The sequence below is a fragment of the Prevotella multiformis genome (assembly GCF_018127985.1).
In the GTDB taxonomy this organism is placed as follows: Bacteria; Bacteroidota; Bacteroidia; order Bacteroidales; family Bacteroidaceae; genus Prevotella; species Prevotella multiformis.
In genome coordinates this window covers 42908-59056 of record NZ_CP072357.1, presented here as the reverse complement: position 1 = coordinate 59056, position 16149 = coordinate 42908, and the positions used below count along the sequence as shown (strand labels likewise).

Below are 16149 nucleotides of genomic sequence, written 5' to 3'. Positions count from 1 at the left end.
CCCCCGAAGACTTCAAGGCCTCATCCTCCGATACAAAGATCTTTTCATTTTCATACGTTGAGAATACAGATAAGATTTTGAAAAGTCATTACATAATTTCAGATAAATCATCTGCAGATATAGGAAATACGTGCAAAAAAGCAAGTCTGCAACCAACAGTAAATCAATTGGTTGTCAAGCCAGTTTTAAAAGGTGCTTGATTGGACTCCAAAAGGGCGTTGGTAACGCTCTAACAGAGCACCAGTTGCAAGTCAATCAGGCATCTTTTAGAAGCCAGAAGAGCATGTGTTGCTTTGCGCTGCATGAAAACAATTTACAAATACCGATGATAGGGAAAAAAGTTGTTTGTAGAAAACGGAAAGACAGGCTGATGGACAGGCATCGTATCAATTTGTCTTCCTGCATTTTATCTTGTAGTTTATCCTCTGTTGTAAGCCCACCTGACTCTGGACGATCATACCATGCAAGTGCATAAGCCTTTATTTCCAGTCTACGGATTTAACGGGAGGACCGAAAAAACAGGGGAAAACAACTTTTTCCTTTAAATAATCTTTCTTTTGTTTGCGAGATTCAAAATCTTTCCCTACCTTTGCACTCGCCTTACAAAAAGTAGGGGCGTTTAGCTCAGCTGGTTTAGAGCATCTGCCTTACAAGCAGAGGGTCGGCGGTTCGAATCCGTCAACGCCCACAAGGGGTGTTTCCCTGTGACCTTTCGGGGTTGCAGGGAATTTTAAAGGGCGTTTAGCTCAGCTGGTTTAGAGCATCTGCCTTACAAGCAGAGGGTCGGCGGTTCGAATCCGTCAACGCCCACCTTTATATATAAGAGAAATGAATGACTTTGCAACACCTGTTGTGAGGTCTTTTTTAATTTATTGAGAATTTATCCGCATTCTTTTCAGAATATTATTATTATTATTTGCGCTGTTACTGATTTTATTGTTAATTTTGCACCATATTAATCAACATCGTTATGATCCTCGACACATTAACAGCCGTATCTCCCATTGACGGTCGCTACCGAAACAAGACCGAACACCTTGCCGACTATTTTTCCGAGTATGCCCTCATCCGTTACCGGGTACGTGTCGAAATCGAGTATTTCATCACGCTGTGCGAGCTGCCCTTGCCGCAACTGGAAAGTTTCGACAGTACGCTTTTCGAGCCGCTGCGTGACATCTACCGCAACTTCGACGAGGCTTCGGCGGCACGGGTAAAGGAAATAGAGAAGACGACCAACCACGACGTGAAGGCGGTTGAATACTTCCTCAAGGAAGAGTTTGACAGGATCGGCGGCCTGGAGGCCTACAAGGAGTTCATTCACTTCGGCCTGACTTCGCAGGACATCAACAACACAAGCGTCCCGCTGTCAGTAAAGGAAGCACTCGAAGAGGTGTTCTATCCGCAGGTCGAGGAGCTGATCGCACAGCTGAAGGAATACGCCGGGGAATGGAAGGATGTGCCGATGCTGGCGAAGACACATGGACAGCCGGCCTCCCCCACCCGACTGGGCAAGGAGATCGAGGTCTATGTCTATCGCCTGTCCGAGCAGCTCGCATCCCTGCGCAGCTGCAAACTGACGGCCAAGTTCGGCGGTGCCACGGGCAACTTCAACGCCCATCACGTGGCTTATCCGCAGTATGACTGGCGTGCCTTCGGCAACCGGTTCGTCAGTGAGAAGCTGGGACTGGAGCGTGAGCAGTGGACGACGCAGATCAGCAACTACGACCACCTGGGCGGCGTGTTCGATGCCATCCGCCGCATCAACACCGTCATCATCGACCTGGACCGTGACTTCTGGATGTACATCTCGATGGACTATTTCAAACAGAAAATCAAGGCCGGCGAGGTAGGGTCAAGCGCCATGCCGCACAAGGTGAACCCCATCGACTACGAGAACAGCGAGGGAAACCTCGGGATAGCCAACGCCATCCTGCAGTTCCTGGCACAGAAGCTGCCGGTGAGCCGCCTGCAGCGCGACCTTACGGATTCCACCGTACTGCGCAACGTCGGCGTACCGATCGGACACAGCATCATCGCCATCCAAAGTACGCTGAAAGGCCTGCGGAAGCTCATCCTCAACGAGAAGAAGCTGAGCGAGGACCTTGACAACACATGGGCCGTCGTGGCCGAAGCCATCCAGACCATCCTGCGCCGTGAAGCCTATCCGCATCCTTATGAAGCGTTGAAGGCGCTCACCCGCACAAACGAGAAGATGACCGAGGAGACCATCCATGCGTTCATCCGCACGCTCAATGTCAGCGACAGCGTGAAGGAAGAACTGATGGCTATCACCCCGCACAACTATACGGGAATTTAACCACTTCTTCGTAAAAACCTACAAACAGCAACCGGGTAACTCCCGACAAACGGAGTTCCATTTATAAACATACAAATAAAACAACAATCATTGGCCGTGAGGCCAGTAACATCAAAACCAAAAATAAAACAATTATGGCAGAAGAATTCGAGAACAAAGAAGTTCAGTCTGAGCAGAACGAGAACAGCCGGGAGGGCTATTCGGCAGCCGGTCAAAGCGGCTATCAGAGAGAGTACCGTGGCACAACAGGACGCACACAGCGGCCGCGTATTCACAGCCAGCGTGCCTACAGCAGCAACAAGACAAACAGCGGCAACGACGAAGGCGGATTCCGTCCGGAGGGTTTCGGATCTGGTCTGCAGAGCGCGAACCGGCCGCAGCAGGGCGGATACCGGCCACGCCAGAACAGCTACGGCGGATACAACAACAACCGCGGCGGATACAACAACCGGCCGCAGCAGGGGGGATACCGGCCGCATTACAACAACAATAACGGAGAAGAAGGCGGCTACCAGCCACGGCAGGGCGGATACAACAACCGGGGCGGATACAACAGCCGGCCGCAGCAGGGCGGTTACCGCCCTCGTTACAACAACGACGAGAACGGTTATCAGCCGAGACCCTACCGCCCTCGCTACAATGCCAACAACGGAGCTGAAGGTGAGGAAAACAACAGCTACCAGGCAAGCCAGAGCGGCTATCACCCACGGCAGGGCGGATACAACAACCGGGGCGGATACCAGAACCGGGGATATAACAACAGCCGGGGCGGATACAACAGCCGGGGCGGTTACCAGAACCGGGGATACAACAACCGCGGCGGCTACCAGAACCGCGGCGGCTACAACCAGGGCGGTTATCGCCAGCGTACAGCTGATTATGACCCGAATGCTAAATACTCGCTCAAGAAGCGGATTGAGTACAAGGAGGAGAACTTCGACCCGAACGAGCCGATCCGCCTGAACAAGTACCTTGCCAATGCCGGTGTATGCTCACGCCGTGAGGCTGACGAGTTCATCCTCTCCGGCGCAGTGACCGTAAACGGAGAAGTCGTAAAGGAACTCGGCAGCAAGGTGCTGCGCTCCGACGTAGTCCTCTTCCAGGAGAAGCCGGTATCATTGGAGAAGAAAGTATATGTCCTTCTGAACAAACCGAAGGATTACGTCACCACGAGCGATGACCCGCAGCAGCGCAAGACGGTCATGGACCTCGTGAAGGGAGCCTGCCCGGAACGTATCTATCCTGTAGGCCGCCTGGACCGCAACACGACTGGCGTGCTGCTCCTTACCAACGACGGCGACCTTGCCTCAAAGCTTACCCACCCCAAGTTCCTGAAGAAGAAGGTCTATCATGTGTTCCTCGACAAGCCGGTCACAGCCAACGACCTGCAGAAAATCTCTGACGGCATCGAGCTTGAGGACGGTGAGATCAAGGCCGATGCCATTGAATATGCCGACCCACAGGACCAGACACAGGTGGGCATCGAAATCCACAGCGGCAAGAACCGCATCGTCCGCCGCATCTTCGAGAGCCTCGGCTATCGCGTTGTCAAGCTCGACCGTGTACAGTTCGCCGGTCTGACGAAGAAGAATGTACGTCGTGGCGACTGGCGCTTCCTCACCGAGAAGGAAGTGGATATGCTGCGCATGGGGGCATTTGAATAAAAAGGCCTCTCCGAAACCTCCCCGAAGGAGAGAATATAGTAGGATAAAACTCCACTGAAAGCCTCCACAAGCCCCTCAGAAGGAGGGGGATGTGGGAGGATAAAACTCCATGAGAGGGACAAGGAGCATTCAATTACAACATATAGAAATGAAGAGAACAAAAATCGTCGATGCACTCGCCTGCACCGACTTTGGAAAAGATATCAACGTAAAGGGATGGGTGCGTTCACACAGAAGCAGCAAGGCTGTTGACTTCATCGCACTGAACGACGGCTCCACCATCAAGAACATCCAGGTAGTCGTCGACCCGTCAAAGATGGACGCAGATGAACTGAAGAGCATCACGACAGGGGCCTGCATCAGTGTTGTCGGCACGCTCGTCGAAAGCCAGGGAAAAGGCCAGACTTCCGAAATCCAATGCAAGGAAGTCGAAATCTACGGTCTCTGTCCAAGCGACTATCCCATGCAGAAAAAGGGACAGAGCTTCGAATACATGCGCAAGTACGGGCATATGCGTCTGCGTACAAACACTTTCGGAGCAGTCTTCCGCATCCGCCACAACATGGCCATCGCCATCCACAGGTACTTCCATGAGCATGGATTCTACTATTTCCATACCCCGCTGATTACAGGCAGCGATGCAGAGGGAGCCGGCAATATGTTCCAGGTGACGACACTCGACCTCGACCGCATCGCCAAGTCAGGAAAGGTTGACTACAATGCTGACTTCTTCGGAAAGCGCACGAATCTCACCGTTTCCGGACAGCTGGAAGGCGAACTGGGCGCGACATCACTCGGTGCCATCTACACATTCGGGCCGACGTTCCGTGCCGAAAACTCCAATACGCCCCGCCATCTGGCAGAGTTCTGGATGGTCGAGCCGGAGGTCGCCTTCATCGACAAGGACGAGCTGATGGACCTGGAGGAAGATTTCATCAAGTACTGTGTCCGGTGGGCATTGGACAACTGCAAGGACGACCTTGAGTTCCTGAACAAGATGATCGACAAGGAGCTCATCGCACGCCTGGAAGGTGTCTTGAAGGAAGACTTCGTCCGCCTTACCTATACAGAGGGCATCGAGATTCTCCGGAAGGCTGTCGCCGACGGCGTGAAGTTCGAGTTCCCGATTACCGGATGGGGCATGGACCTCAGCAGCGAGCACGAACGCTATCTTGTCGAGGAGCACTTCAGGCGTCCTGTCATCATGACCGACTACCCGAGCGAAATCAAGTCGTTCTACATGAAGAAGAACCCCGACGGAAAGACCATGCAGGGAACCGATGTACTCTTCCCGCGCATCGGCGAAATCATCGGCGGCTCTGTCCGTGAAGAGAACTATGACAAACTGCTTGCGGAGATAGACAGCCGGGGCATGAAGCGTGAGGTGTACGACTGGTATCTCGACACCCGCAAGTACGGAACCTGCCCTCATGGCGGATTCGGTCTCGGCTTCGAACGGCTTATCCTCTTCGTTACCGGCATGCAGAACATCCGCGACGTAATTCCGTTCGCACGCACACCGAAGAACGCAGAGTTCTGAAGATTCTTCTTGCACAAAGAAACAAAGGAGCGGCATACAGACCGCCCCATGTAGAAACAGGGACACACAGATTTTGTGTGTCCCTGTTCTGTTTCTGCACACTTTCACAGGTATGATTCTCCTGCAGAACTCTGCCGATTCCCAGATGGACACATGGGCTGCCAGATTTGAAATATCCTTACAGCAATTGCTTTCCGTCCTGCCTGAAGGACGGAAAGAAGGAACTCAATATCCACTTGCAGGCGACACGAAATCAGCAGCTTACGATTGCTCTTGAAAACTACGCCCATCTGCATCCGAATCAAGCATTACTTGCCCTCCAACCAAGCACCAATTGAGACGCAAGTAGTGCCCGATTGGAACGCAACTCACCGTCAGCAGATTTTGAAACAAGAAATATTCTGACAAAAACAGCCATATCGAGGCATTACCTGCCAGGATATGGCTGTTTATTTATGGAGGAACGTGAGGAGGTGTGCCCGAGGCTTTTGTCTGCCCCAGGACAGACCTTCTATGTTCCACGTCCTCCAGAGCCTGCCCTATAGACAGTGCCCCGTTCCTGCCGAATCATTCAGCACAGCTCTGTGATCTGACTGCAACGAGCATCCAGACCGTCTTCTCCTGCTCCCTCAGGAAGTCGCTTATCAGCGAGACCGTCGTTTCGTCCTTGGCATCGGATGCAAGCTCAATGATCTTACGTTCCCGGGCGATCAAAGTCTTGTAAGAATCAAGAAGAAGATCAATTCCTTCCTTGGCACAGCTCACGACACCGGCTTCCTTGATCTCAGATGTCTGCAAATAAGCACTGTAACGGCTCTCCGGCGCACTGCCCAGCTGGAGGATACGCTCTGCCACTTCATCCACTTTCTCTGCTGCATCGTTGTAAAGCTCTTCATATTTGCTGTGCATTACAAAGAAACCATGCCCTTTCACGTCCCAGTGGAAACCGCGAAGATTACTATAATACACCTGAAGGTCAGCCAACAATACGGAGAGTTCCTTTACCACGTACTGTACCTTCTTCTCATCTAAACCTAAAAAATCTGATGTTCTCATTGCTAAAACCTTTCTGTTAAGTTATTTAATCGATTCGAATGCAAAGATAGTCTTTTAATCTTCTTCAGACAACAGACTGTGTCTATTCTATCGATAGATTATTTCTATCAATATCCGTATTCTATTGACCAGCAGGATTTTATTCATTATAAAACGACGGCATTCATTTTCAACCGCAGCTCAAAAATACAATCCGAGTGGCAGTCGACCGCCGTGAAGAGAACAAAGTCTGCCCGGCGGAAAAGTCCATAGGTCGGTCGCTTAGATTCGGAGAAAACACTCATCTATATTCATCAACACGCCCGCCCCGAAGAACACCTTCCTCCGGCCGGGCTTTAACAAGAAATAAAACAAATCTATCCGGACCATACAAAAATAACGATAGCCATCACTGTTCGTTGAACAGTTACTCCGAGCAGGTGTATGCCGTTAAATAGCTTTAATTAAGGAATGGAAAAAAAGAAAAACACTGTCTGTTTGGATTTAAATTGCTAAATTTGCATGCAATAAATTTCTAAAATACAATTATGTCATCATTTGTTGCAGAAAAAATCATGATGGACGGTCTGACCTACGATGACGTCCTCCTAATCCCGGCTTATTCAGAAGTGCTGCCCAAAGAGGTGGAATTGAAGACCAAGTTCTCGCGGCACATCGACCTCAACGTACCTTTCGTGACGGCGGCCATGGACACCGTGACAGAAAGCTCGATGGCGATCGCCATTGCACGTGAAGGCGGTATCGGCGTCATCCACAAGAACATGACCATCGAGGACCAGGCACGCCAGGTCGCCATCGTGAAGCGGGCCGAGAACGGAATGATCTACGACCCCGTCACCATCCGTCAGGGACGCACCGTGAAAGATGCACTCGACATGATGGCCGACTACCATATCGGCGGCATTCCTGTCGTCGACGGGGAGAACCATCTCGTAGGTATCGTCACCAACCGTGACCTCCGTTTTGAACGCCATCTGGACAAGCTCATCGACGAGGTGATGACAAAGGAAAACCTCGTCACCACCCATCAGCAGACCGACCTTACGGCCGCTGCACAGATTCTGCAGGAAAACAAAATCGAGAAACTGCCGGTAGTCGACCGTGAGAACCGCCTCGTGGGACTGATTACCTATAAAGATATTACCAAGGCCAAGGACAAGCCCATGGCCTGCAAGGACGAGAAAGGCCGGCTGCGCGTGGCCGCCGGTGTCGGTGTCACAGGCGATACGATGGAGCGTGCACAGGCTCTGGTGGCCGCTGGTGTGGATGCCATCGTCATCGACACGGCCCACGGACACTCTGCCGGCGTGATCGGCAAGCTGCACGATGTGAAGGCCGCTTTCCCCGATCTCGATGTCGTCGTAGGGAACATTGCGACAGGCGAGGCGGCGAAGTTTCTCGTTGACAACGGCGCTGATGCCGTCAAGGTGGGCATCGGCCCCGGCTCCATCTGCACCACACGCGTCGTAGCCGGCGTCGGCGTACCGCAGCTTACGGCCATCTATGATGTCTACAAGGCGCTGGAGGGAACAGGCGTGCCGTTGATTGCAGACGGCGGACTGCGCTACTCGGGCGATGTCGTCAAGGCACTGGCAGCCGGCGGCAGCAGCGTGATGATCGGATCGCTCGTCGCCGGCACGGAAGAGTCGCCGGGCGACACCATCATCTTCAACGGACGAAAGTTCAAGAGCTACCGTGGCATGGGCTCGCTGGAGGCCATGGAACAGAAGAACGGCTCGCGTGACCGCTACTTCCAGAACGACATCCGGGATGCGAAGAAGCTCGTCCCAGAAGGCATTGCCGGCCGTGTACCCTACAAGGGGACAGTGCAGGAGGTCATCTATCAGCTCGTCGGCGGACTGCGCTCGGGCATGGGCTACTGCGGTGCGGCATCCATCGGGAACCTGCACAATGCCAGATTCACCCGCATCACCAATGCCGGCGTGATGGAGAGCCACCCGCACGACATCACCATCACCAGCGAAGCTCCCAACTATTCCCGTCCGGAATAAAAACAGACCGTCAACCATCCGCCCTCTTCCCTGTTCTGCCAGGGGAGAGGGTATGTGCGTTTCTTAATCACAACAATGAAATTCAAGGCACTACTATCAGCCGCACTGCTCTCCGCCACGACGGCATACGGGCAGGCAGACCCTACCCTAATGACCATCAACGGACAGCCGGTGAGCCGTTCGGAGTTTGAATATTCGTACAATAAAAACAATTCCGACGGAGTCATTGACAAGAAAAGCATAGACGAATACGTACCGCTTTTCATCGACTATAAGCTGAAGGTGCAGGCGGCCCTCGATGCCCGCCTTGACACACTGTCCTCCTTCAAGAAGGAGTTTCTCGGCTACCGCGACCAGCAGATACGCCCGGCCTTCATCACAGACGCCGATGTCGAGGCCGAAGCACGAAAGATATACCGCGACACCCGGCGGCAGATCGAAGCCAACGGAGGGCTGTGGCATTGTGCGCACATCCTCGTGGGAATGAGACAGCGCGCCTCAAAAGAGGAAGAGAATGCAGCAAGACAGCTGGCAGACTCCCTCTATACGGCTCTCCAGAAGGGTGCCGACTTTACGGAACTGGCAAAGAAATATTCCACGGACACCCGTTCTGCCAAGAACGGCGGCGACCTGCCCGGCCTTCAGAAAGGGCAGACCGTGGCCGAGTTCGAGAAGGCCATGCTGGCTCTGAAGCCCGGGGAAACAAGCCGTCCGGTGCTTTCCCCCTTCGGCTATCACATCATCAAGATGATCGGGCACGAGGAGCTTCCTCCTTACGATTCGCTCCGTGCGGACATCATGCAGTACATCGAGATGCGCGGCCTGCGCGACCAGATCATCAGCCAGCGGCTGGACTCCCTCGCCCAGGCCGGCGGGAAGGAGGTCACACAGGAGCAGATACTGGACCGGAAACTTGCAGAACTGGAAGAGAAGGATGCCGACCTGAAGCATCTTGTCCGTGAATACCACGACGGCCTGCTGATGGTCGAGATGAGCAACCGCACCGTCTGGGACAAGGCTGCCAAGGACGAAACGGCATTGGAGGCGTATTACCGCAAGCACAGGAAACAATATAAGTGGGCCGAACCACGTTTCAAGGGTATCGCCTACCACGTAAAGAAACAGGCAGACGTGGATGCCGTGAAAGCATGCGTGAAAGGGCTGCCCTTCAGCAAGTGGGCAGAACGGCTGCGCGATACGTTCAACAAGGACGGCAACATCCGCATCCGGGTCGAGAAGGGAATCTTCCGCAAGGGCGACAACGCCCTCATAGACCGTGAGATATTCGGACAGGAAACGGCAGCCACACCGGTCGAAGGCTATCCTATTGATGCCGTCTTCGGCAAGAAGATCAAAGCACCGGAGGGGATGGACGACGTGCGCGACCTCGTCATCTCGGACTACCAGGGAGAACTGGAGAAGGAATGGGTCGCTTCGCTTCGCAGGAAATACAAGGTCGTAGTCGACAAGGCCGTGCTTTCCACGGTCAACAAACATTAACAGAAAGATCATACAGCATATATCAATGAAGATAAATAAAAGAAAAACGATTGTCCTGCTTGCAGGAACAGTCCTCACGGCAATGGGGCTGCACGCCGGTTCCTTCCGTGCCGACGGCCCGGGTACACTGTCAGACTCGCTGAAGACCGTACCGGCAGCGACAGACAGGGCGAACAACGTCGTAGACGAGGTTATCTGGGTAGTGGGCGACGAACCCATCCTGAAGTCGGAAGTGGAAATCATGAAGCTGCAGGGCGAGGCGGAAGGCATGAAGTGGGACGGCGATCCCGAATGTGTGCTGCCCGAACAGATTGCCGTGCAGAAACTATTCCTCCACCAGGCGGCCCTCGACAGCATCGAGGTGACGGAGTCGGAAATCGCACAGGGCATCGACCAGCAGATCAACTACTGGATCTCCTTGCCGCAGATCGGTTCCAAGGAGAGACTCGAAGAGTTCCAGCACAAGAGCATGGCGCAGATCCGCCAGGACCTGCACGACGACTACAAGAACCGCCAGCTCGTGCAGAAGATGCAGGAGAAACTGGTCGGCGACGTGAAGGTTTCGCCTGCCGAAGTGCGCGAATACTTCCGGAAACTTCCGGTAGACAGCATCCCGATGATTCCGACGACGGTGGAGGTGGAGATTCTCACACAGACTCCGAAGGTCGAGCCGGAAGAGATCAACCGCATCAAGAACCAGCTGCGCGACTATACGGACCGCATCACAAAGGGCGAGACCTCCTTTGCCACGCTGGCACGTCTCTATTCGGAAGACCCCGGCTCTGCCCGCCAGGGAGGCGAGCTGGGCTATATGGGACGGGGCATGCTCGACCCGGCATTCGCCGCCGCCGCCTTCAACCTCACCGACCCCAAGAAAGTGTCGAAGGTCGTAGAGAGCGAGTTCGGCTATCACATCATCCAGCTGATCGACCGCCGCGGCGACAAGGTGAACTGCCGCCATATCCTGCTGAAGCCGAACGTGTCCATGGCCTCCATCGACGCGGCCAAGGAGCGGCTGGACTCCATCGGGGGAGACATCCGGAACGGGAAGTTCACCTTCGAGGACGCGACCGCCTACCTCTCGGACGACAAAGACACCAAGAACAACCACGGACTGATGGTCAACTCGTCCGAGAACGCCCGCACGTCACGCTTCAAGATGAAGGACCTGCCGACCGAGGTGGCACGCATCGTCGACACGCTGAAGGTCGACGAGGTCTCCCAGCCGTTCCAGATGGTCAACCCCCGCGGAAAGGTCGTCTGCGCCATCGTGAAGCTGAAGGAGCGGATACCGGAGCACAGGGCCACCATCACCGAAGACTTCCAGGCGATGCGCGACATCGTTACGGCACAGCGCAGGAAAGACATCCTCCACGACTGGGTCGTGAAGAAGGTGAAAGAGACCTATGTAAGGATCAATCCTCGCTATAAAAGTTGTAAATTCCAGTACGAAGGTTGGTTTAAATGACGACAGACAGCAGGCATAAAGATACACATTGCGGGCATAGAATCCTGGGCATCCTGATTCTATGCCTGTTTGGGCTATGGCAGTCCCAACCGCTCCGGGCACAGAAAACGGTGGAGAAGAAAGGAAGCAAGTTCTATATCGACCATGCCGACAACCTCCGCTACAACCAGATGGTGATGCCCGACGTGCAGATTGCCAAGGGCAGTGTCCGTTTCCGCTACAAGGGCACGACGCTCAAGTGCGACAGCGCCTACTTCAACGAGAAAGCCAACTGGTTCAAGGCCTTCGGGCGTGTCCACATCACACGTCCCGGCGGCGTGTCCATCGACTGCCAGCGCATCCACTACGACGGTTTCTCCCAGCTGGTCCATGCCCGGAAGAACGTGGTCGTGCGGCAGCCGGGGCACTCCCTCCGCTGCGACAGTCTGGACTACAGCCTGGCCTCCAAGGTAGCCAACTACTTCGGCGGACGCGGCACGCTCGTCTACAACGGCAATACGGTCGTCGCCGATGAAGGCGATTACAATACGGAGACCCATGAGGCCAACTTCTTCGGAAACGTCGTCATGTTCACGCCCAAGTACCGCATCAACACGCCGGAAGCCCACGGCAACACGGAGACAGGACTTGTCCATGTCGTCGGGAAGTCGGTCATCCGTACCGCCAAGGGCGAGGTGGTACACACAAACGACGGGACTTACAACAGCAAGACCGACCACATGGAGCTGAACGGACACTCTACCATCACCTCTCCCAGACAGGATGTCGAGGGCGACAACATCGTCTACAACAGTACGACAGGGGATGCAGAAGGCCACGGCAATGTGAAGATCGTTGACAAGGCGAACAACCGTACCATCATCGGCCAGGATGTCTTCTACAACGAGAAGACCGGACACAGCAACGCACGCGGCAATGTGAAGATCGACGACCGTAAAGCACAGCGGGTGATTACAGGCGACGAGGTAACCTACAACGCCAAGACCGGCTACAGCGAAGGGCACGGAAACGTGAAGATCGTGGACCGGCTGAAACAGCGCACCGTGACCGGACGCGACCTCACCTACAACAGCAATACGCGCGAGGGGACGGGCGAGGGCGACGTCTACTACATCGACTACAAAAGAAAGCACGCCTTCTCGGGCGACTATCTGCACTACACGGATTCCGCGGCCATCGCTTTCGGCGGCAAGCCCGGTCCTGTCGCCAAGGACTTCTCACAGGGCGACACGCTCTTTGTACACGCCGACACCATCAGCATGAAGGGTTTTCACATGAATACCCCGGGGATGTACCGTGAGATATACGGCGTGAACAACGTCCGCGCCTACCGCACCGACGTACAGACGGTATGCGGCTTTCTGATCGCCAACACCAAGGACTCGTGCGTGACCCTCTACGACTACCCCATCGTGTGGAGCGGCAACCGGCAGCTGGTGGGCGACTCCATCAAGGCTTACATGAACGATTCAACCATCCGCCAGGCCTACGTCTACGGCAATGCCTTCTCGATAGAGACGCTGCCCGACAGGAAACATTACAACCAGATCTCGTCCCGGGATATGCGGGCCGACTTCGTCGACGGAGCCGTGCGGCGCATAGACGCATGGGGAAATGTGGAGGTGGTGTTCTACCATACCGACAAGGACAGCACGCTCATCGGGCACAACTATACCGAGACGGATACGCTCCGGATGTACATCTCTCCCCTTCGGAAGCTGCAGAAGATATGGATGTCGAAGTCGGACGGGGTCATCAGCCCGATGACGCAGATTCCGCCCGACCGGCTGACGCTCCCCCATTTCGAGCTCTTCGACGAGGTTCGTCCGAAAGACAAGAACGACATCTTCCGCCGCGCCGCACGCAAGACGAGCGCGACGGTACGCAATGCACGGGTGTCCCTGCCGCCCCGACAACATATCGAGTGACACCGGACAGGAACAGGCCGGGAGCAGTCGGACCGTTCCCAACCGGCTGGGAACAGGAGTACCAGACCTTGGGAACCGGAGTACCGACGGCCGGGAACAGGGTTCCCAATGGGTCGGGAACAACTTTCCCGCCCCCTGCCCTTGTCCCGGAAGTCCATCTGTCTCCTCCGCACCTAACGGCCAGTCTCGAAAGCTGCCGGCTTAACTCCCTTAAACCCTTTCCCCCTCTTCAACTCCCCCTATGCTTTTCCTCCCGTCATCACATCCCCGCCGCTTCCACCACGAATACATGTATGTGGACGAGCGCAAAGCGTTTCTCCACGACCTCGAACAGCGCGCGCAGCATCAGCCCGACGGAGAATCCGGACCGGAAGGCGCATCCCGCGAAGCGTTACAACGCAGGATACGAGGCTCTCTGAAGCCCGGACTGCTCCGCCGCCGGCACAACCGCTATACGGCGATGTGGACATCGCTGATACTCTCCGCAGGCGTCATCGCCCTGCTCACCTTATTATTGTTCATCTTTTAAACGGACCGTTCATGAGTGACATCATACAACTTTTACCAGACAGCGTAGCCAACCAGATAGCAGCCGGCGAGGTCATCCAGCGGCCGGCCTCGGTCGTCAAGGAGCTGGTGGAGAACGCGATTGATGCCGGGGCGCAGCACATCAATGTGCTGGTAGCCGATGCCGGACGTACGTCCATCCAGGTGATCGACGATGGAAAAGGCATGTCGGAGACCGATGCACGGCTCTCTTTCGAGCGTCATGCCACTTCCAAGATCCGCAAGGCCGACGACCTCTTTTCGCTCCATACGATGGGATTCCGCGGCGAGGCACTGGCCTCCATCGCCGCCGTCGCACAGATCGAGCTGAAGACCCGCATGGAGGCCGAAGAACTCGGGACACATCTGTCCCTCGCCGGCAGCCGTTTTACGGGGCAGGAGCCTTGTTCGTGTCCGGCAGGAAGCAACTTCCTGGTCGAGAACCTCTTCTTCAATGTTCCCGCCCGCCGCAAGTTCCTGAAGTCGAACACCACCGAACTGAACAACATCATCACCGCCTTCGAACGCATTGTGCTGGTCTGTCCCCAGATAGCCTTCACCCTGCACAGCAACGGCACGGAGCTCTTCTGCCTCCGCTCCTGCAACTTCCGCCAGCGCATCGTGGAAGTGTTCGGGAAACGGCTCAACCAGGATCTGCTGCCGATAGACGCCGATACAAGCCTCTGCCGTATACATGGCTTCGTGGGCAAACCGGAGTCTGCCCGCAAGAAGGCTCCTCACCAGTATTTCTTCGTCAACGGACGGTACATGAAGCACCCCTATTTCCACAAGGCCGTCCTGACCGCCTTCGACCGGCTCATCCCGCAGGGAGAACAGGTGCCGTACTTCCTCTACTTCGAAGTGCCGGCCGAGAACATCGACGTGAACATCCATCCGACCAAGACCGAGATAAAGTTCGAGAACGAACAGGCCATCTGGCAGATACTGCTCGCCGCCGTCAAGGAAGCGGTAGGACGCTTCAATGACATCCCTGCCATCGACTTCGACACAGAAGGAAAACCAGACATCCCGGTATTCAATCCCACGACAGGAACAACCGCCCCGAAAATAGACTTCAATCCTGCTTACAATCCTTTCAAGCAGACCGCCAGACCCGCCCGTCCGGCATCCCCGAAAGGATGGGAGAACCTGTATCCAGGGCTGGATTCTGATGCCGGACCGCAGCAGTCACAGCTCTTTGACCGGCAGGAGGGGGAGACGGCCGGTACCGGAACAGACGGAGAGACGGTCGTCTCCTCCATGGCGACACAGCCGGTCATGGAGTCGATGATAGAAGACAAAGCCCCTTCCCATTACCAATACAAAGGATGCTACATCATGACGGCGGTGAAGTCCGGGCTCATGATCATCGACCAGCACCGCGCCCACATCCGCATCCTCTATGAATCCTACCTCCGCCAGCTGTCCGAGCACAAGCCACACTCGCAGAAAGTGCTGTTCCCGGAGATGGTGCAGTTCGCTGCCACCGACCAGCTTGCCCTCGACAGCATCCTGCCCGAGATGAGAGAGATGGGATTCCAGCTCGACAGCCTCGGCGGTGGAAGCTATGCCGTCAATGCCGTCCCGGCCGGCATTGAGGGGCTGAACGTCGTCGCACTCATCCGTGAGATGGTGACGGCGGCGGTAGACAGCGGCACGAGCGTGAAAGCGGACATCGACCATGCCCTGGCGCTCAGTCTTGCACGCAATGCCGCCATTCCACAGGGACAGGTTCTGGGCAATGCCGAGATGGACAACATCGTCAACGAACTCTTCGCCTGCGACAACGTCAACTACACCCCCTCGGGAGAGCCGGTGATCGCCATCATGAAACAGCAGGACATCGAGCACCTGTTCGACCGATAGAATCCGGATCCATACAGGTGCGGGATCTCTGCCGAACTCCCTTGCACGAACCCCTCGAGAAGGGGCACTTGTTGATCATCCAACATACGGTTCTGAGACAAACATCCTCGCATTCAGCAGACAGACCGGAAACCCAGCTACTGGCAGCTTCCACGGTACCGGTATTCCGGTATGAAATTCTTAGAACAGACCGGGACAAGCATCCCGCCAACCCTTCATAACCCTTTTGGTACCTGCCTATTAAGGAAAAAA

10 protein-coding genes and 2 tRNA genes are annotated in these 16149 nt (G+C 55.1%); 11 read left to right on the top strand and 1 reads right to left on the bottom strand.

Annotated elements, in window-relative coordinates:
* The first annotated feature begins 613 nt into the window (after positions 1-613).
* The 5 genes from J4864_RS00220 (at position 614) to asnS (ending at position 5521) form a co-directional block, all read left to right on the top strand.
* A tRNA-Val gene (locus J4864_RS00220) sits at positions 614-688 on the top strand.
* Between the two features lie 47 nt (positions 689-735).
* Positions 736-810 (top strand) — tRNA-Val (locus J4864_RS00215).
* A 160-nt stretch (positions 811-970) separates the two neighbouring features.
* Positions 971-2317, top strand: a complete 1347-nt coding sequence (gene purB, locus J4864_RS00210; RefSeq protein WP_211814170.1) for an adenylosuccinate lyase — start codon at positions 971-973, stop codon at positions 2315-2317.
* Between the two features lie 134 nt (positions 2318-2451).
* On the top strand, positions 2452-3981 hold the full coding sequence (locus J4864_RS00205) for a pseudouridine synthase (RefSeq protein ID WP_211814169.1): 1530 nt from the start codon (positions 2452-2454) through the stop codon (positions 3979-3981).
* A 148-nt stretch (positions 3982-4129) separates the two neighbouring features.
* Entirely contained in the window at positions 4130-5521 is a 1392-nt protein-coding gene (gene asnS / locus J4864_RS00200) for an asparagine--tRNA ligase (protein ID WP_211814168.1), read from the top strand.
* A 567-nt stretch (positions 5522-6088) separates the two neighbouring features.
* Here the strand turns inward: asnS and J4864_RS00195 are convergent.
* Positions 6089-6577: a Dps family protein gene (locus J4864_RS00195; RefSeq protein WP_007368120.1), complete on the bottom strand. Its 489-nt coding sequence runs from the start codon at positions 6575-6577 to the stop codon at positions 6089-6091.
* Positions 6578-7104: 527 nt separating this feature from the next.
* Between J4864_RS00195 and guaB the strand changes: the two genes are divergently transcribed.
* From guaB to mutL, 6 genes are all read left to right on the top strand, one after another.
* Positions 7105-8589: an IMP dehydrogenase gene (guaB, locus tag J4864_RS00190; RefSeq protein WP_211814167.1), complete on the top strand. Its 1485-nt coding sequence runs from the start codon at positions 7105-7107 to the stop codon at positions 8587-8589.
* 75 nt (positions 8590-8664) lie between these two features.
* Entirely contained in the window at positions 8665-10089 is a 1425-nt protein-coding gene (locus tag J4864_RS00185; RefSeq protein ID WP_211814166.1) for a peptidylprolyl isomerase, read from the top strand.
* 25 nt (positions 10090-10114) lie between these two features.
* Positions 10115-11557 (top strand): peptidylprolyl isomerase, encoded by a 1443-nt coding sequence (locus J4864_RS00180; protein WP_211814165.1) that lies wholly within the window; start codon positions 10115-10117, stop codon positions 11555-11557.
* Positions 11554-13485 (top strand): OstA-like protein, encoded by a 1932-nt coding sequence (locus J4864_RS00175; RefSeq protein ID WP_211814164.1) that lies wholly within the window; start codon positions 11554-11556, stop codon positions 13483-13485. The genes J4864_RS00180 and J4864_RS00175 overlap by 4 nt, the downstream gene beginning before the upstream one ends.
* 241 nt (positions 13486-13726) lie before the next feature.
* Entirely contained in the window at positions 13727-14014 is a 288-nt protein-coding gene (locus tag J4864_RS00170; protein ID WP_211814163.1) for a ubiquitin carboxyl-hydrolase, read from the top strand.
* A gap of 11 nt (positions 14015-14025) precedes the next feature.
* Complete coding sequence (gene mutL, locus J4864_RS00165; RefSeq protein ID WP_211814162.1) at positions 14026-15897, top strand: DNA mismatch repair endonuclease MutL; 1872 nt, start codon at positions 14026-14028, stop codon at positions 15895-15897.
* The last annotated feature ends 252 nt before the right edge of the window (positions 15898-16149 follow it).